This window comes from Rhizorhabdus sp. GW822-FHT03C02 (genome assembly GCF_058801765.1).
Map to the genome: position 1 here is coordinate 21,294 of NZ_JBXANN010000022.1, position 17,417 is coordinate 38,710.

Annotated in this window: 15 protein-coding genes; 7 read left to right on the forward strand and 8 right to left on the reverse strand. The window is 67.3% G+C overall.

Annotated elements, in window-relative coordinates; translation table 11 throughout:
• Window positions 1-4: 4 nt before the first annotated feature.
• Both AC1RM6_RS29615 and AC1RM6_RS29620 read right to left on the reverse strand, forming a co-directional pair.
• Window positions 5-1,021, reverse strand: a complete 1,017-nt coding sequence (locus tag AC1RM6_RS29615; RefSeq protein ID WP_493108133.1) for a sce7726 family protein — start codon at window positions 1,019-1,021, stop codon at window positions 5-7.
• Window positions 1,011-2,258: a tyrosine-type recombinase/integrase gene (locus tag AC1RM6_RS29620; RefSeq protein ID WP_493108135.1), complete on the reverse strand. Its 1,248-nt coding sequence runs from the start codon at window positions 2,256-2,258 to the stop codon at window positions 1,011-1,013. The genes AC1RM6_RS29615 and AC1RM6_RS29620 overlap by 11 nt, the downstream gene beginning before the upstream one ends.
• 464 nt (window positions 2,259-2,722) lie before the next feature.
• On the opposite strand from AC1RM6_RS29620, the gene AC1RM6_RS29625 reads away from it, so the two are divergent.
• From AC1RM6_RS29625 to AC1RM6_RS29635, 3 genes are all read left to right on the forward strand, one after another.
• The gene (locus tag AC1RM6_RS29625) at window positions 2,723-3,259 is read left to right on the forward strand and encodes a sigma-70 family RNA polymerase sigma factor (RefSeq protein ID WP_493108137.1); all 537 of its coding nucleotides are present in this window, start codon (window positions 2,723-2,725) and stop codon (window positions 3,257-3,259) included.
• Window positions 3,222-4,211, forward strand: coding sequence for a FecR family protein (locus AC1RM6_RS29630; protein WP_493108139.1), 990 nt, complete (start codon window positions 3,222-3,224; stop codon window positions 4,209-4,211). Before AC1RM6_RS29625 ends, AC1RM6_RS29630 begins: the two co-directional genes overlap by 38 nt.
• A 205-nt stretch (window positions 4,212-4,416) precedes the next feature.
• Window positions 4,417-6,780: a TonB-dependent siderophore receptor gene (locus AC1RM6_RS29635; protein ID WP_493108141.1), complete on the forward strand. Its 2,364-nt coding sequence runs from the start codon at window positions 4,417-4,419 to the stop codon at window positions 6,778-6,780.
• Between the two features lie 34 nt (window positions 6,781-6,814).
• Here AC1RM6_RS29635 and AC1RM6_RS29640 read toward each other — a convergent pair whose 3' ends face one another.
• A complete protein-coding gene (locus AC1RM6_RS29640; RefSeq protein WP_493108211.1) occupies window positions 6,815-6,901 on the reverse strand; it encodes a small membrane protein YohP in 87 nt (28 codons plus the stop codon).
• Window positions 6,902-7,093: 192 nt separating this feature from the next.
• On the opposite strand from AC1RM6_RS29640, the gene AC1RM6_RS29645 reads away from it, so the two are divergent.
• Window positions 7,094-8,053 carry an MlaA family lipoprotein gene (locus tag AC1RM6_RS29645; protein ID WP_493108143.1) on the forward strand — a complete coding sequence of 320 codons (960 nt, stop codon included), beginning with the start codon at window positions 7,094-7,096 and terminating at the stop codon, window positions 8,051-8,053.
• Between the two features lie 238 nt (window positions 8,054-8,291).
• Entirely contained in the window at window positions 8,292-8,615 is a 324-nt protein-coding gene (locus tag AC1RM6_RS29650) for an ACT-like domain-containing protein (RefSeq protein WP_493108145.1), read from the forward strand.
• A gap of 137 nt (window positions 8,616-8,752) precedes the next feature.
• On the opposite strand, the gene AC1RM6_RS29655 is transcribed toward AC1RM6_RS29650, so the two are convergent.
• The 5 genes from AC1RM6_RS29655 to AC1RM6_RS29675 all read right to left on the reverse strand — a co-directional run bounded on the left by AC1RM6_RS29655 (window position 8,753) and on the right by AC1RM6_RS29675 (window position 14,317).
• Complete coding sequence (locus tag AC1RM6_RS29655; RefSeq protein WP_493108147.1) at window positions 8,753-10,786, reverse strand: M13 family metallopeptidase; 2,034 nt, start codon at window positions 10,784-10,786, stop codon at window positions 8,753-8,755.
• Between the two features lie 86 nt (window positions 10,787-10,872).
• The gene (locus AC1RM6_RS29660) at window positions 10,873-11,283 is read right to left on the reverse strand and encodes a hypothetical protein (protein ID WP_493108149.1); all 411 of its coding nucleotides are present in this window, start codon (window positions 11,281-11,283) and stop codon (window positions 10,873-10,875) included.
• Window positions 11,284-11,511: 228 nt separating this feature from the next.
• Window positions 11,512-12,612 carry an MBL fold metallo-hydrolase gene (locus tag AC1RM6_RS29665; RefSeq protein ID WP_493108151.1) on the reverse strand — a complete coding sequence of 367 codons (1,101 nt, stop codon included), beginning with the start codon at window positions 12,610-12,612 and terminating at the stop codon, window positions 11,512-11,514.
• Window positions 12,605-13,171: a DUF4337 family protein gene (locus AC1RM6_RS29670; RefSeq protein ID WP_493108153.1), complete on the reverse strand. Its 567-nt coding sequence runs from the start codon at window positions 13,169-13,171 to the stop codon at window positions 12,605-12,607. Before AC1RM6_RS29670 ends, AC1RM6_RS29665 begins: the two co-directional genes overlap by 8 nt.
• A gap of 81 nt (window positions 13,172-13,252) precedes the next feature.
• Window positions 13,253-14,317 (reverse strand): nucleoside hydrolase, encoded by a 1,065-nt coding sequence (locus tag AC1RM6_RS29675; protein WP_493108155.1) that lies wholly within the window; start codon window positions 14,315-14,317, stop codon window positions 13,253-13,255.
• Between the two features lie 171 nt (window positions 14,318-14,488).
• Here AC1RM6_RS29675 and AC1RM6_RS29680 point away from each other — a divergent pair, with 171 nt between their 5' ends.
• The gene (locus AC1RM6_RS29680; RefSeq protein WP_493108157.1) at window positions 14,489-15,994 is read left to right on the forward strand and encodes an efflux transporter outer membrane subunit; all 1,506 of its coding nucleotides are present in this window, start codon (window positions 14,489-14,491) and stop codon (window positions 15,992-15,994) included.
• Window positions 15,991-17,412 carry an efflux RND transporter periplasmic adaptor subunit gene (locus AC1RM6_RS29685; RefSeq protein ID WP_493108159.1) on the forward strand — a complete coding sequence of 474 codons (1,422 nt, stop codon included), beginning with the start codon at window positions 15,991-15,993 and terminating at the stop codon, window positions 17,410-17,412. Before AC1RM6_RS29680 ends, AC1RM6_RS29685 begins: the two co-directional genes overlap by 4 nt.
• Window positions 17,413-17,417 lie beyond the last annotated feature (5 nt).

The window sequence follows — 17,417 nt, forward strand, 5'->3', positions numbered from 1 at the left end:
GCGATCAGGCCCAGGCCATCGCGGCGCCAAGCGGGGTCGAGACCGCCTCGACGATCCGGTCATGATCCGCGCGCCGGACCTGGATCGACAGGGCCGCCGCGTGCAGCGATGGCGGCAAACGATCGACGAGGTCGCTCAAGGGTGCGAGATCCCGTGTGCGCTTGAGGGTCTTCACCATCGCCACATGCACGGCGGTGGGATCCTGCGCGTCGAACAGGTCGCGCATCACCGCGTGGCGCTGGGTGTTCGGCACGTCGGGAACGGCGACGCCCATGCTCTTCAGGATGGTTGCGGCCTCGGCCGAGCGCAAAGACTCGAACACCGTCGCGGGGCAGATGCGCTCGGGCCGGTCTTCCGCCTCGCGCACCGTCGATATCCGGTAGCGCGACGAGAGCATCATCACACCGACATCGTCGGGTACCGTATCGAGGATACCCGCCACATGGCTCTCGCTCGCGATCACATAGACCTTGGCGAAGACCCGCTTGTAGTTGGCGACCTGATTGGCGAGCCGGGCGAGCGAATCCCGTTCGGACTTGATCTCATAGACCGTCGCGGTCCCGTTCAGGATCGCGAGATCCGCCTTGCAGGTGCCGGCGCGGAACTCGGTCAGCATGCACGCCGTGTTGAGCGAGTGCGTGCCCATGAGGACCTTGTGGGTGAGCGCCGCGCGATAGATATATTCGTCACGTCGGCCGGCGGTCTTGAGCACGCCGAACGCGGCGTCGAAGGCCTGACCGACCGTCGCATCGGCGGTGCACCGGTCGCCGATGTCGGTGAGACCCAGCAGACGCGCGAACAACGGCGATCGTCCCTCCCGCGCCATTTCGCGGAAGACACCGGACGAGAACAGGCGCGTCATCGCCGAAAGCTGAGTCGAATTTGGTGCCACCGTCCCCCCGCGACCACCGCGATGCGCCATCGCGAGACCCGATGCTGGCTCTATCGGATTAACCTCGCCGGGGGAATCCGGTAAATTCGCGGAAGCTACCGCGGGACGCTGAGAGGGCTTATGCGGCACGGGCGATGATCCGGATCTTGCCGTCGAGCGCCGCCGATATCTCCTCCGAAACCCGATCGGCGGCGAGCACTAGCGCCCGGTCGAGATGGATATAGCGCTGGGTCACGCCGCGACCAGCATGGCCTAGCAGGCCCGCAATAGTCAGCTCCGAAAAGCCCATGTCGCCGGCCACGCTGGCAAAGGTGTGCCGCAGGACGTGAGGCGTCACGCCCTCGATTTTTGCGATCGCGCACAAGCGGTCGAGTACGCGCACCAGCCCCACGAAATGCCCGTCGCTGATCTCGCTGGGGAACATGAAAGGATTGCCCGGGCGTTCGGGCTGCGCCGCAAGCAGGCGCACTGCCGCTGTTCCGATCGCGCGGACCTGCTTGCCCGACTTGGTCGTCGGGAAATCGACCGATGACCGGTCGAGTTGCGCCCAGGCGCGTTGCAGCCCGAGCACCTCCATCCGTCGAAAACCGGTCAGAAGAAGACAGCGGATGCCGTCGAGTGCCACGGGGGGCTCATCGACCGCTCCGCGCAGCGCGACGCCAAGACGGCCAATCTCTTCGAGCGAGAGGTGTCGCTCCTTCTTCGAATCGATCGAGATCTTGCGAACCCCCCGGGCCGGGTTGCGCTCGATCACGCCCCACCGCGTGGCCTGCTCAAAGATGGTGTGGAGCATGCCGACGGTGCGGCCGGCGACGCCGGCGCCACCGGTCGTTTTGCCGCCGCGTCCTTTCCAGGCTTTCGCGGTCTTGCCCGCGGCGACATCGGCCTGAAACTTCTCGAGATCGCCGATCGTGATGCCGTCGACCCGCCGGTTCCCGATCAGCGGCCTCACATGCGTTTCGATCCGGCTCTTGTCGAGCGCGAGCGTGGTCTTGGCGATCGGACGGCGGCGCCGCCCCAGAAGCTCGCCTCGCTCCGACGCCTCGACATACCAGTCGCAAATTTCGGAGACGGTCGGCTTGCGCCGCGCGGCCTGCTTCGCCTCGGCGGGGTCACCGCCTTGGGTGACCTCGGCGAGCTTCTGGATCGCGAGTTTACGCGCTTCGTCGGGCGTCAGGACGGCCGCAGATCCCAACGTCAACCGCCGGCTACGTCCCTCTGCGTTTCGATATTGGAGAATGAAGGCGCGCGCGCCTGAGGGTTTGATGCGCACGCCGAAGCCGCGCAACTCGCTATCCCATGCCAGGACATCGCGCCCCTTGACTGGCTCGAGTTTGTCCAAAAGCTGCTTGGTGAGCTTGGCCACCACACTCTCCTGCTTACCCGGATCAGCCATAGCACACGGGTAAGCACCAGGTAAGCAGATATTGCCATATCGTGGCGTAGTCTGGCGAACATGGACGGCGCTTAACAATACCTAAAGCATTGTTTTATCGCACTTGATCGCAACCGAGCGTAGTGCAGGAAGGCGCGACGGGCCTGTTGCCAAGGTTGGGGTCGAGGGTTCGAATCCCTTCGCCCGCTCCAGCGATCCAGTGTGATCGCTGCCGGTTTTGCGGAATATCCGCGGATGACCGGCCTTTTTCGACCGATAGTCGATCTCCCCATTCGATGATCCTGTCGCTGCCCGCGCGATGTGCGCAGCCGCCGTGCTGCGCGCTGGCGATCAACGGCATTGTCGTCGTTGCGAATGCCTCGCAGTCGCGCTAGAAATCGGCACTCTCCCGGGCCTTGTCATGGGTCGCCGGGCGCGACAGGGGAGTTCGCTTGGTGCCGGCCGCCGCAGTCACGATCGAGATCGGCGCGCTCTATGCGTCGCAGGGCGACTGGTTGAGAAACTGGCTGCTGCGCCACACGCGCTGCTCGCACCGTGCCGCCGACCTCGCCCAGGATATTTTCTGCCGGCTGCTCGAAAGCCGCGATGCCGCGCCGATTCGCGATGGCCGTGCCTATCTCGTCACCATCGCTCGCCGGCTGATCATCGACGATGCGCGCCGCGCCCGGGTCGAGGCTGCCTTTCTCGCGGCGCAGGCGAACCTCGTCGAGGGGATGGCCGAGCCCGGGCCCGACCGGATCGCCGAGGCGGTCGACGAACTGCTCGCGGTCACCCGCGCGCTCGATGCGCTCCCCGAGCGCGCCCGCCGCGCCTATCTCCTGTCGCGGCTCGACGGCTGGAGCCATGGCGAGATCGCCGATGCGCTCGGCGTGTCGAAGAGCATGGTGAAGCAATATGTCGCGAAGGCCTATGCGCATTGCTATGCGGTCGCTTATGGACCCCCGGCCGATCGAGCCTCCGCCCGGCGATAGCGAGCCGACCGCCGATATCGTCGAACAGGCGGCCGGCTGGCTCGCCCATCTCGAATCGGGCGACGCCGACGATGCCGACCGTGCGCGCTATGCGGACTGGCGGGCGGCGCATCCGGCGCATGCCGTCGCGATCGACCGGCTCGGCGGCCTCGACGCCCGGGTCCACGACAGCAGCGATGCCGGGCGCGAGACGCTGCGCCGGTTGTTCCTGCACCGCCGTCGCGGTGCCGGCGGCGCGCTGCTCGGGCTGGCGCTGCTGGTCGGGGCGGGGTGGACGCTGTCGATGTTGCCGGCGGTGCAGCTTCGCTTTGCCGACGATCGCACCGCGATTGGCGAGACCCGCGCGATCGCGCTCGCCGACGGCAGCGAGATCGTCCTGTCGAGCGACAGCGCCGCCGATCATGATGTGCGGGGCGACCGGCGCACGGTGCGCCTGCTCGGCGGCGAACTGCTGGCAAAGGTCGCCGGGGGCCGCACGGCGCCCTTCGTGGTGACGACCGCGTATGGCACCGCCGAGGCGCTCGGCACCGCCTTCACCGTCCGCCTCGATCGAGGCGCGACGATCGTCACGGTGATCAGTTCGCATGTCCGGGCCTGCCCGGCCGGTGTGGAGCCAGGCCATTGCCTGCTGCTCGCGCCCGGCGAGCGCGCCCGGATTGCCGCCGGCACCGCGTCACGCCTCGCCGACGTCGCACCCGGCGATGCGGCGGCCTGGGCCGATGGCTGGCTGCCGGTCGAGGATCAGCCGCTGGTCGAATTGCTCGACACGCTCAACCGCTGGCGGGTGGTCCCGGTCCGCTTTGATCGGGCGGCGCTCGCGGATCTCAGGATATCGGGGGTCTTCGCGCTGCGCGACACCGACAGCGCCATCGCCAATCTCGCGCGGTCGCAACCGATCGCGATCGACCGCAGCGATCCGACGGCGCTCCATATCAGGCGGATCGCACGCTGATTTCACCTCGCCGCTGTCCCATATGCGTTCCCGCACGTCTCCTTGATGAGAGCATGTGATCGGGGATCGGGACGTGAGCAGCAGGACCAGAGCATTTTCAAGTCAGGTGGAATCACCTGGCGGCTCGGAAAATGCGGAAAACAAGGGCAATTTGGAGCATGTCCTGATCAATCTGATCAGGACATGCTCCAGGACCGTCGTGGCGTTGGCACTGGCCGGACTCGCGGTCGCGACACCGGCATCGGCGCAACCCGCGCCGGCGAGCCGCAGCTATGCCATCGCTGCCGGGCCGCTCGGGGCGGCGCTCAACCAGTTCGGGCGCGCGGCGGGCGTGACCATCTCCTATGCGCCGTCGCTCGTCGCCGGCAGGACCAGCCATGGCGTGCGGGGAACGCGATCGGCGGCCGATGCGCTCGACGGGCTGCTGCGCGGCACCGGCCTGCAGGCGCGGCCCGACGGCGCCGGCGGATATACGCTGTCGGCGGGCCGGCCGATCGCCTTCGCCCGCGCAGCGGCGCGCGCACCATCCGGCGGCGTGCTGCCGGCTGCGCCCGAACCCGCCGCCGAAGCGACCGACATCGTCGTGGTCGGCAAGGGCTATGGCATCGAAGTCGGCGCGAAATCGCTCGCCCCGCTGCGCGAGGTCCCGAACACGGTGACGCTGGTCGACCAGGCCCGCATCCAGCAGCAGAATCTGTTCACCATCACCGATCTTGCCAGCCAGACGGCGGGGCTCACCACCACCGGGCAGGATAGCGATCTTGCCCAATTCATGTCGCGCGGCTTCACCATCGACGATTATCTGGTCGACGGCGTCCCCAATAACGGCTTCACCGGCGAGATTCCCGACCTGTTCCTCTACGATCGGGTCGAGATATTGCGCGGGCCCGCGGGCCTGTTCAGCGGCTCGGGCAGCCCGGCCGGCAGCATCAACCTGGTCCGCAAGCGGCCGTTGCCCGACTTCACGCTCCAGGCGCTCGCCGCTGCGGGGTCATGGAATAATCTGCGCGGCGAACTCGATCTGTCGGCCCCGCTGTCCGATGGGGTCGGCCTGCGCGTGGGCGTTGCCTATCAGGACCGCGACCAGTTCTACGACGTCACCCATCAGAGCCGGCTATTGGCGTTCGGGGTGCTCGATGCGAAGCTCGGCGAGACGACGACATTGACCGTCGGCGGCCATCATGACCGGTATCGCGGCGCCACCTTCTCGGGTCTGCCGGGGCTGGCCGGGCCCGACGGCCAGGCGAACCCGCTCCCCGATCTCGCGCGGTCGACCTATGCCGCAGCAGACTGGAACCGGTCCGATTTCGACACCAGCGCCGGTTTCGCCGAACTGCGCCAGCAGCTGGGCGATCGCTGGGTCGGGCGCCTCTCGGCGACCTACGGCAAGACCAGGACCGAACTCATCACCTCCTATGCGGTCGCGTTCGGCGGTATCACCCCCACCAATGGCGATGCTTTCCTGCTCGCCTCGCGGCTGACCCGCGACCAGGATTATCTCACCGCCGACCTCAACGTCGTCGGCGCGCTATCGCTGTTCGGCCGCGACCATGACGTGCTGATCGGCACCGACTATCAGCGCAAGACACTCACCGAGGGCTTTTCGGATCGCGCCTTTATCGGGAACTTCGATCTCTACCATCCGGTCTACGACATAACCGAGCCCGATTTTCCGATCATCTCGATCACCGATACCAGGGTCGAGCAATATGGGCTTTACGGCCAGCTTCGGCTCAAGCTTGCCGACGGCCTGACCCTGGTGCCCGGCGGCCGGCTGAGCTGGTACGAAAATCGCGCGACCCCGGTCCTGCCCGCGGCGGATGCCGCCACCGTCAGGACCCGCGCGCGCTTCACCCCTTATGGCGGCCTGGTCTACGACGCCGGCAGGCGCTGGACGCTCTACGCCAGCTATGCCGAGACCTTCGCGCCGCAGAGCGGCCTCACCATCGATCTGACGCCGCTGCGTCCCGTCACCGGCAAGCAGGTCGAACTGGGCGTCAAGCACGGCCTGTTCGCGGACCGGCTGCTGCTGTCGGCCGCGCTCTACCGGATCGAACAGACCGGCCGGCCGCAGGCCGATCCGCGCGACATCAATTTCTCGATCGCGTCGGGCAAGGTGCGCAGCCAGGGCGTCGATATCGAGGCGAACGGCGAAGTCGCGCCCGGCTGGCACCTTTATGGCGGCTACAGCTTCAACGATAATGAATATCGCGACGATGCCGCGCTCGAAGGTGCGCGCTTCACCCTCGCGATGCCGAAGCACAGCGTGAAGCTCTGGACCAATTACCAACCGCCCGAACGGCGCTGGAGCGTGGGCGGGGGCGTCAGGTGGCAGAGCGAGACCAAAGCCTTCCTGACCTTCCTCGGCGGCACCACCGGCGCGCGCCAGCCGGGTTATGCGGTGGTCGATCTGCGTGCCGGCTACGACGTCACCGATCGCGTCACGGTGGCGGTCAACCTCAACAACCTGTTCGACAAGCATTATTATGAACGGGTCAGCGGCACCGAATTCGGCAATTTCTACGGCGCGCCGCGAAATGCGCTGGTGACGGCGCGGTTGCGCTACTGAACCGGGTCTGGCGACCCGGGCAGGTGCGGATCGTTCAGAACACCGCCTTGAAGCAGCCGGCGACGACGAGCAGGCCGATCAGCGCCAATATTCCCACGATCCACACGATGGCCTTCAACATGATCGTCTCCCTTGATTGGGATGTCGAACTGTTACGGGTGTGCGAAGTTCCGCATCCGTTTGCAGACTGCAGGGCAAAGGGCCTTGCTGCGCAGCGCGATCCCGTCCATCTCTTCTTGCCTGCGGGAAGTCGGGCTTCGCGGCGTCATCGGGCAGGCGGAGATTAACCCGTTTCTGAAAGAGTATTCGGCGAATGAGCGTTCAGGCCCTCGTGGTGGCCATGGTGTTGCCCGCACTTGCGCCGGCAAGTGCCGACCCTGCAGCAACCTTGAAATCCGCGGCCTGTCTTCCCGCCGATTCGCGCGAATTTCCGGCGCCGGCGACGGTGGTCGCGATGACCGTGCCGACCGCGGCGCCATCCGCCGCCACCGCCCCTGCGGTGGAGGAGGACATCGTCGTGTCGGCACGCCCCCGCGACGCCACCGATCCGCTCGAATCGGTCAACGTCCAGGCTTTCGAGGTGACCCAGTCGGTCGACAAGGCGTTCGTCGGACCGGCGGCGCTGACCTACAAGCGGACCCTGCCCGAGCCGATCCGCGACGGGCTGCGCAATTTCTTCAACAATCTCAAGGAGCCCGATGTCTTCCTGAACTTTGTGCTCCAGGCGCATATCGGCAAGGCGATCGAAACCATCGGCCGCTTCGCGATCAATTCGACGATCGGCGGTGCCGGCTTGTTCGACGTCGCCAAGCACCCGCCCTTCAACCTGCCGCGCCGGCCCAACGGCTTCGCCAACACCATGGGCTATTATGGCGTGAAGCCCGGCGCCTTTCTGTTCGTGCCGCTGATCGGCCCCACCACCGTGCGCGATGCGCTGGGCGGCGGTCTCGACCGGCTGCTGTTGCCGTTCGCGGTCGGCGCGCCGTTCAACCAGCTCGCCTATAATCTTCCGGCCGGCGCGGTCGGCGCCCTCGATCGCCGCGTCGGACTCGACGATGAACTGCAGGCGCTGCGCGATGGCGATCAGGACCTCTATACCGCCCGCCGCAACCTCTATCTGCGCAAGCGCCAGGCCGAGATCGACGCGCTCCATGGCCGGCGGCGCGAGACCGGGAACGCGCCGTCGGGCGCGGCGCCCCCGACGGCGGCCATCCCCTCGGCCGAGGCGATGGCCGAGCAGCCGGCCGCGTGCCGATCGGGAGTTGCGGGCTGATCCGCGGCATCCGATCGGCTTGCCTCGCCGCGGTCGCGGCGGCATAAGCGCGGCATGAACGGAGCCATGGGCCGATATCAGGGGAACGGAGCGATCCTGTCGCAACCCGTCCGTTCGCCTGCGGCCCGCCTTCTTCTTTCCGGGATTCGAATTAGCACCCGCCGGATCTGATCCGGCGCGTCCGCGCATGGGCGATGGCCCGCGCGATCTGCTTCACGAATATTCCGGAAAAACCATCATGACCGATCTGTCCTTCGCGCCCATCGCCGGGCGTGCGCCTGCCGTTCCCCCAGCCAATCCCAAGGCGCCGCGCGCCACGCTCGCGCGGCTCAGGGTCGTCGCCGACATCTGCCCGCAGGTCTTCCTGCGAACCCTTGGCCTGATCGCCCAGCGCGACATCGTGCCGCTGTCGATGGCGTTCGAACGTCGCGCCACCCGGCTCCATTTCGAATTCGAGCTCGAGGGTCTGTCCGATCAGGCGTCCGAGATGCTCGCCGCCAAGGTTGCCGAACTGGTGCGGGTGCGCTCGGCGCACTGGGTCCGCGCCCGGAAAAGATCATAAACGGGAGATATGAGAAGGCCCGCCGGACGAAGGGGGGGGAACGTCGGGCGGGCCTTCGAATATTGAGGCTGTCGAGCGGGGGGCAAGCCGCAGCCTCGGCTATAAGAACCCGCTGGAGGCCGGCGGGTTCCATGGCGTCACCACACTTTGATGCGGTCGGCGGGTGCCAGATAATAGCGGGTGCCGGCAGGCACCTTGAACGCGTCGTACCAGGCGTCGAGATTGCGCACGACGAACGGCCGCCACATGCCCGGCGTATGCGGGTCGCTCGCGATCTGCCGCTGGAGCGCGGCGTCGCGCATCTTGGTGCGGTAGATCTGGCCGAAGCCGAGGAAGAAACGCTGCTCGCCGCTATAGCCGCCGATCGCCTTCGCCGGCTTGCCGCCCAGCGAGATTTTCCAGGCATCATAGGCGATCGTCACGCCCGCGAGGTCGGCCATATTCTCGCCGAGGGTCAGCCCGCCGTTCACATGGACGCCCGGCAGCGGCTCATAGGCCGAATATTGCGCCTCGACACGGTCGGTATAGGCCTTGAACCGGGTGACGTCGCCCGGGGTCCACCATTCGGCGAGCCGGCCGGTCGCATCATATTTGCGGCCCTGATCGTCGAAATGATGGCTGATCTCATGGCCGATCACCGCGCCGATCGCGCCATAATTGACCGCCGGGTCGGCATTGGGGTCGAAGAAGGGCGGCTGCAGGATCGCCGCCGGAAAGACGATCTCGTCCCACACCGGATTGGCATAGGCGTTCACCGTTTGCGGGGTCATGTGCCATTCGCGGCGATCGGCGGGATGGCCGAGCTTGGCGACGTCCTCGTCATAATCGTACCGGACGAAGCGCTGTTCGTTGCCATAGGCGTCGCCGGCGGCGACCTCGAGCCCCGCATAATCCTTGAAGCTGTCGGGATAGCCGATCTTCGGGGTGAAGGCGGCCAGCTTGGCGAGCGCCCTGGCGCGGGTCTCGGGCGCCATCCATTCGACCTTGGCGAGGCGCAGCTTCATCGCCGCCAGCAGGTTGCGGACCAGCGCATCGGCCTTGGCCTTGCTGTCGGGCGGGAAATAATGCGCGACATAAAGCTGGCCGACCGCCTCGCCCATCCCGGCATTGACGAAGTCGACCCCGCGCTTCCAGCGGACCTTGAGCTCGGGGGTGCCGCTCAGCACCTTCTGGAAGGCGAAATCCTCGTCGACGAACGCCTTGGGCAGCACGTCGGCGCGCGCGCTGATCGTGCGATAGGCGAGATAGGCCTTCCAGCTGTCGATCGGCACCGACCCGAGCAGCGGCGCGATCCCCTCGATCGCGCTCGGCTGGCTGACGATCACCTTGGGCTGGGCGCCGAGCCCGACCGCACCGAAGAACGCCGCCCAGTCGAATCCCGGGAAGCGGCCGGCGAGCGCGCCGGTGGCGAACGGGTTGTAGCGCTTCTCGGCCTGGCGGCTCTGGACCCGACTCCAATGCGCCTCGGCGATCTTCGTTTCGAGCGCGAGGATCGCCACCGCTTTCGCATCGGCGTCGCCGATCCCGGCCAGCGCCAGCATCTTCGCGACATGCGCCTGATAGGCGGTGCGGGCCTCGGCGAACTTGGCGTTGTCCTTGACCAGATAATAATCGCGGTCGGGCAGGCCGAGCCCGCCCTGGCCGACCACCACGACATAGGCATCGGGATTCTTGGCATCGATGGTGATGCCGGCCTGGATCGGCGCACCGACCCCGTCGCGGCTCGCCTTGGCGAAGGCGGCGGCGAGGCCGGAGGGCGACGCGATCGCGGCGATCGCGGCGAGATCGGGCTTGAGCACCGCGGCCCCCTTCGCCTCGATCGCGGCCTCGTCCATGAAGCTGCGATAGAGCAGCCCGGCCTTCTTCGCGGGCGCCCTGGCCAGCGGATCGGCGTCGACCTTGTCCATCACCTCGCGGGTACGCTGGTCGGACAGGTCGCGCAGCACCGCGAACCCGCCCCAGCTCGCGCGGTCGGCGGGAATCTCGGTGCTGTCGTCCCAGGCGCCGTTGACGAAGCGGTAGAAATTGTCGCCGGGGGTCGCCTTGGGATCCATGCCGGCGGTGTCGACGCCGAAGCTGCCGAGCGCGGGTTTCGCGGCCGGGGTTGCGGCGTCGCCGATCGTCGCAGCGAGGGCGAGCGCGGTCGAAAGAAACAGGGTGGTTTTGGTCATGAAGGCCGGATCCCGAAAAGATGCGATGACGCATCTATACGGCTTCGGCGCCCGCTTCCTACCCGATCCGCGTTATCGGATTTTCCTCAACCCTTTGGCGGCTTCGTGTAGGGCACGAACTTGCCCAGCCCGACGCTGCCGGTGAAGAAGCGCGAGCTGCTGTCGTAGAGCCGGACGATGTCGATGCTGCACAGCTGCGACGAATGGGTGTCGGTGACCAGCACATCGCTGCTGCGCAGCGAGGTGGCGCCCGAATCGGGGCTGTTCACATAGAGGGTGCGGCCGGTGTCGTAGACGATCGCCTTGCCGTCGATGATCTGCGACGATCTGATGTCGCGCAGATAGATGCAGTCGACCGGGGCGCCGGCGACGCGGCCGGTGATCGCCTGGGCGAGGCGCTCGTCGGGGGTGCGGCGCGCGGCCGAGGCCGATCCGATCGCGAGCGTCGAACCCAGCAAGGCTGCGCCGACCATGATGGAAGCTGTCAGATTACGCATTGGGCCAATCCTGTCCTGCACGAGGCCCCGCGTCGGGCGGGGCGCCGTTACTGCCGATATGGTGGCGACCCCTCCACCATGAAAGCCATATTGACGTATGATACCAGGTCTTGGCGAGCCTGACTCACCGAGACCTTGTATCAGCCCGTGCGGCGCTTGAGCAAATCGATCGAGGATGCGTCAGCATCTTCGAGATCGCGTATGAGCCGGGCCGAGGCCAGCACCTGCTTATCGGGCGGGAAGGACGGGGATATCCCAGCCTTCGCCCGCGGCGAGCGTGCGGAACCGGGCCGGATCGACATGGCCGGCGGCCAGTTCGCCCTGCAGTTTCGCCGGTGCCCCGTCGATCGGTTCGGGACCGAGCTCGAACGTCCCCCAATGCACTCCCAGCGCAAAAGCCGCGCCGATCGTCTGGAACGCGGCGACCGCCTGGTGCGGATCGATATGGTTGCCGCTCGGCGGTTCCTGCAGCTTGTACGGCGCGATCGGCAGGATTGCGAAGCGGACCGGCACCGCGCCTTTGGCCTCGCTGGCCCAGCGCATGTCTCCCGGGCCAGTGTCGCCGGCATAATAGAGATCGCCGCCGGGCAGGGTGATCCGGAAGCCGGTCCATAGCGACCGGTCGATATCGTCGATCCAGTGGGCGCTCCAATGATGCGCGCGGGTCAGCACCACGTCGATCCCGGGCCGGATCCCGACATGATCGCCCCAGTCGCGCGCGGTCGCGGCCAAGCCGTGCTGGGCGAGCAGCGTGTCGTTGCCGAGCCCGGTGATGATGCGCGGATGGTCGCGATAATCGAGAAATTTGAGCGTGCCGATGTCGAGATGGTCGTAATGATTATGGCTGATCAGGACGATGTCGATCGGCGGCAGGTCGCGCAGCCGCACCCCCGGCGCCCGCACCCGTTTCGGGCCGACGAACTGGACCGGCGAATCGCGCCATGCCCAGACCGGATCGATCAGGATGTTGAGCCCCTGGGTCTGCACCAGCGTCGATGCATGGCCGATCCAGGTCACCCGCATCGCGTCGCCGTCGACCCGACGCGGCGGGACGGTCGGGGTCACCGGCACGCTCTTCGGCCAGTCATGATGGCCCTCATGGCCCATGCCGATCTGGACGAAGTCGGCCGCACCCTTGGTGCGGGCACCGCCCGATCCCGATTCGCCCTCGGGATTGAAGAAATGCGCGCCGTCGAAATGCGACGATCGCGGTCCGTGATAATAGATGCGCGAGGGCGGGGTGGTCCGGTCGCATCCGGCGAGGATCGTCATCGCCACGGCCAGCAGTGTTGCGGCGCGAGCGATCCCGCCGGTCGCTGTGTCAGCCAAGGAAATTGCTCAATATGTCGGGATGGAAGGCGAGCCCGGCGAAGCCGCAAATTCCCATGAACAGCCCGGCGGCGCCGAACGCCCAGGCGCCCGCGAGCACCCCGAAACTCTCGACCAGCGCCGACACCGCCGCCATCGCGATCGCGGTCGCGATCAGCGCGTCGCTGGCGTCGAACTGGTCGTCATGGACGTTGAGCGCGTCATATTGCGCAGCTTGCGCCTTGGCCTGCGCGGCGAGCTTGGGCGCTTCGGCGGCATATTTGCCGATCTCGGCATCGAGCGACGCCAGCGCGGTCGCGGCAACGTCATTGTGCGGCCCGCCCGCGGCGATCGCCGCGATCTCCATACGCGCGGTCTCGGCGATATGCCGCTTGGTCTTGGTCGCCTGATATTCGCCCCAGCTGTCGACCGAGCTCGACTGCGCCTGCTGCATGGCCTGGACGATATTGCCGTCCTTGATGTTGCACAGCCCGGTCGCGACCGACAGCACCACGACGGTGATCGCAACCAGCCGGTTGAGCCTTTTGTCCTTGGCCTCGGCGCTGACTTCGACTTCCATGTCCCTGTTCCCCGAAGCTGTTTCGACCGGGTGGCCCTGCGCCGGCCAAGCTTAACCGGCGCTGGCGGCCGGCCGATAAAATTACCGCCCGATCAGGTCGACGAACAGCGCGTTCAATTGCGGAATGTCGATCGCATAGACGATCGTCACGTCGCGTTCGCCCAGGCCCGGTCCCTTACCCTCGGGCCAGGTCAGGAAGCCGCCATAGCCGGGCCCGGGCACCGTCGAGACGTCGACCGCGAGCCGGTTCGATCGGGTGACGATGCCGGGGCGCAGCCAGACCGCGGCCTGGGTTTCGTCCCACAGCGGAAAGCCGGGCTGGGCGATCCGTTTGACATAGGCGGCGACCGGCTTGCCCGATGCGGTCGCCTTGGCGATCAGTTCGGGCGTCCCGCGGGTCGGCGCGGTCGCGTCGTCGGTGACCACGCTGATCTTCGGGAAGGCCGAGGTGAAGACGATGTGCGCCGCCTCGGGATCCCAGTAGAAATTGAAGCTATGGCGCGGATTGTGGACGACCTGCATCGCGAACTCGTCGATCGGCTTGTCGAGATCGACCCCGAGCAGATTGCCGCCGCCCATCGTCACCAGCTCCTTGGTCCGTGCCGCGAAGCCGTCGTCGAGCCGCTGCGCGAGCGCGATGTTGGTGAGCGGCCCCATCGCGACGATCGATACCTCGCCGGGATATTGGCGAGTCATCCGGATCATGAAATTGGCGGCGGTCTCGCCGATCGGCCGGGTCGTCGGCATGCCCTCGGCCATCGGCGGCACGACATCGGCCGGATGCCAGGCACGGCGCGCCATATTGTTGTATTTCGGCCATTCCTCCATCCACGCGCCCTTATAGGGTACCGGGCCGTAGAGCTTCTCGCGCAGCTTCTGGGTCGCCATCGAATTGACCAGCGGATAGATGGCGCCGGCGACCACCGGGATATCGGTGCGCTTGACCAGTTCGAGCATGCGCAACGTCGCGGCGACCTCCTCGGCCTGCCAGCCGTCGCCGCTTTCGATGGTGATGCCCAGCACCTCGACCTGCGGATCCTGAAGGATCATCAGCAGCGGCTGCAGCCCGGGTCCCTCGAACGCGTCCTGGTCGATGATCACCTTGCGCCGCGCGGCATCGGCCGGGGCGGCGGTCGCTGTGGCCACCACCGAGGCGATCAGCGCAAATCCCCAAAAAACCGCGATAAAACGCCCTGTGGTCCGGATCATCTCGCCCCCTTCGCTTGCCCGTCCGTCGATCCCCGGATTATGTGCAGTGCGCAAGCAAGATTTCAGCCATGAAATCCGCGGACAAGAAAGCCGGGTAGAGCGGACCACATGAAGCCAAGCCCAACAGTCTCTGCCGCCCGCCGGGCGATGCTGCTCGCGCCGCTCGGCGCGATCATGCTCGCCGGCTGTGCGGTCGGGCCGAATTACAAGGCGCCGTCGACCGCGTCGCTCAAGGTTCCCGACGGCTTCGTCGCCGCCAATCCCGCGGCGGTGCAGGAGCCGGTCGATCTCGCGAGCTGGTGGCGCAATTTCGAGGACCCGGTGCTGACCGGGCTGATCGACCGGGCCTTCGCCAACAATCTCGACATCGATGCCGCCGCCGCGCGGTTGCGCCAGGCACGCGCCACGCTGCGCGGCACCGAGGGGCAGTTGCTGCCGACGGTCTCGGTCAGCGGATCGGCCAATCGTTCGGTCGGCAATCAGGGCGGTTCCTATATCGATCCGACCACCGGCCAGAATATTTCGCGGGGCGGCGACACCACCATCTATCGCGGCAGCGCCGACGTCGCCTGGGAGGCCGATATCTTCGGCGGTATCCGCCGGTCGGTGCAGGCGGCGCGTGCTTCGGCCGAATCGACCGCGGCGACGCTGCGCTTCACCCAGGCCAGCGTCGCATCCGAGGTCGGGCTCAATTACATGAACGCGCGGCTCGCCCAGATCCGGCTGCGGATCGCGCGCGACAATCTCAATTCGCAGAACGACACGTTCGAACTGGTCGGCTGGCGTCGCGACGCCGGGCTGGTGTCGAGCCTCGACTATGAACAGGCGCGCCAGCTGCGCGCCCAGACCGCGGCGACGATCCCGACGATCGAGAATGACTACAACACCGCGGTCAACCGGATCGCGGTGCTGCTCGGCGAGACCCCGGGGTCGGTGACTGCCTTGATCGATCCGCCCGCGTCGATCCCGCTCGCCCCGGGCGTCGGCGCGCCGATCCCCGCCGAGGTGATCCAGCGGCGCCCCGACGTCCAGTCGTCCGAGCGCGCGCTCGCCGCCGAGGTCGCACGGATCGGCGTCCAGACCGCGCAGCTCTATCCCGCGCTCAGGCTGTCGGGCTCGTTCAGCGGCTCGGCGACCTCGATCGGCAATGTCGTCAGCGACGGCATCGGCAATCTCGTCGGCGCGATCAGCGCGCCGATCTTCCAGGGCGGCCAGATCCGCGCGGCGATCGCCGGGCAGCGCGCGAGCACCGACGCCGCGCTCGCCAGCTATCGCTCGACCGTGCTGGTCGCGCTCGAGGAGGTCGAGAATGCGCTCAAGGGCCGCGACACCGCCGAACGGCGCGAACGCGAGATCCAGATCAGCGCCGAGGCCGCGAACAATGCGGTGATCTTCGCGCGCGACCAGTATCGCGCCGGGCTGATCGACTTCCAGTCGCTGCTCGACACCGAACGCAGCCTGTTGTCGACCCAGGACAGCGCCGCCTCGGCGCGCGCGGCCCGCGCGACCGCGACGATTCAGCTCTACAAGGCCCTGGGCGGCGGCTGGGAAGCCGCGCCGGTGCCGGCCCCCGGCCCCTATGAGGGCGGGTCTTCTTCCAAGACGAGGCGATGATGGACCAACCGACCAACGACGTGCCGCCCGACAGCGACCTCGACGATTTCCTGGGCGTCCAGCCCCAGTCGAAACGTGCGGTGCTGGTGCGGCGCATCGCGATCGGCGCGGCGATCCTCGTCGCGATCCTGATCGTCTGGCGGCTCGCGGTCGGCGGCGGCGACAAGGCTGCCTATGCGACCCGCCCGGTCGATCGCGGCGACCTCACCGTGGTCGTCTCGGCGACCGGCAATCTCGCGCCGACCAACCAGGTCGAGGTCGGTTCGGAACAGTCGGGGATCATCACCGACGTCTATGTCGACAATAACGACCAGGTGAGGACCGGCCAGCTGCTCGCCAAGCTCGACACCTCGCGGCTTCAGGATGCGGTCAACCAGGCGCAGGCCAGCGTCGCCTCGGCCGACGCGCAGGTGATGACCGCCGATGCGACCGCGGCCCAGTCGGCGGCGACGCTCAGACGCTTCCAGTCGGTGTTCAAGGCGTCCGGGGGCAAGGTTCCCGCCGCCACCGAAATGGACGTCGCGCGGGCCGACAACGCCCGCGCGATCGCCGGCGTGGCGACCGCCAAGGCCGCGGTCGAACAGGCCAAGGCGACCCTGTCCTCGGCGCAGACCGCGCTGTCGAAGGCGTTCATCAAGTCGCCGGTCAACGGCCAGGTCCTGTCGCGCTCGATCGAGCCCGGCCAGACCGTCGCCGCCTCGTTCAACGCTCCGGTGCTGTTCACCATCGCCGAGGATCTGCGCGCGATGCGGCTCGAAGTGAAGGTCGACGAGGCGGATGTCGGCCAGGTCCGCAAGGGCCAGCGCGCGACCTTCCAGGTCGATGCCTTTCCCGGCCGGACCTTCCCCGCGACGATCGAGCGGGTCGATATCGGCGCCAACGCCACGACCTCATCGACCACGACCACCACCACGACCACCAGTGGCGTCGTTGCCTATACCGCCCGGCTGACCGTCGCCAATGGCGACAAGCTGCTGCGGCCGGGGATGACCGCGACCGCCGACATCGTCACCACCGAACGCAAGAATGTGCTGCTCGTCCCCGTCGCTGCGCTGCGCTTCACGCCGCAGAGCGGGGCCGGCGCCAAGGGCGGCGGCATCACCAGCGTGCTTGCGCCGCGCCCGATGCGGCGCGGCGGCGGCGCGACCCGCGAGGCGACGATCGGCCGCAACAGCCAGCAGACCGTCTATATCGTCGGCGACGACGGGAAGCCGACCCCGGTCAACGTCACCGTCGGCGAAAGCAACGGTTCGCAGGCCGAGGTGATCAAGGGCGATCTCAAGGCCGGCGACGAGGTCGTGATCGGCCAATATGCCGCCGGTCAGGATCGCCAGAGCAGCGGTTCCGGTCAGGGTGGCGGCGGTGCCCAAGGCGGTGGCCAGGGTTCGGCCGGACGCCAGCGCCAGGGCGGCCAATAACCGCC

Coding starts and splice junctions, on each gene's coding strand:
- AC1RM6_RS29630 (WP_493108139.1), top strand. CDS start 3,222: ATGGACCCCCGGCCGATCGAGCCTCCGCCCGGCGATAGCGAGCCGACC.
- AC1RM6_RS29640 (WP_493108211.1), bottom strand. CDS start 6,901: ATGTTGAAGGCCATCGTGTGGATCGTGGGAATATTGGCGCTGATCGGC.
- AC1RM6_RS29645 (WP_493108143.1), top strand. CDS start 7,094: ATGAGCGTTCAGGCCCTCGTGGTGGCCATGGTGTTGCCCGCACTTGCG.
- AC1RM6_RS29650 (WP_493108145.1), top strand. CDS start 8,292: ATGACCGATCTGTCCTTCGCGCCCATCGCCGGGCGTGCGCCTGCCGTT.
- AC1RM6_RS29655 (WP_493108147.1), bottom strand. CDS start 10,786: ATGACCAAAACCACCCTGTTTCTTTCGACCGCGCTCGCCCTCGCTGCG.
- AC1RM6_RS29660 (WP_493108149.1), bottom strand. CDS start 11,283: ATGCGTAATCTGACAGCTTCCATCATGGTCGGCGCAGCCTTGCTGGGT.
- AC1RM6_RS29670 (WP_493108153.1), bottom strand. CDS start 13,171: ATGGAAGTCGAAGTCAGCGCCGAGGCCAAGGACAAAAGGCTCAACCGG.
- AC1RM6_RS29680 (WP_493108157.1), top strand. CDS start 14,489: ATGAAGCCAAGCCCAACAGTCTCTGCCGCCCGCCGGGCGATGCTGCTC.
- AC1RM6_RS29685 (WP_493108159.1), top strand. CDS start 15,991: ATGATGGACCAACCGACCAACGACGTGCCGCCCGACAGCGACCTCGAC.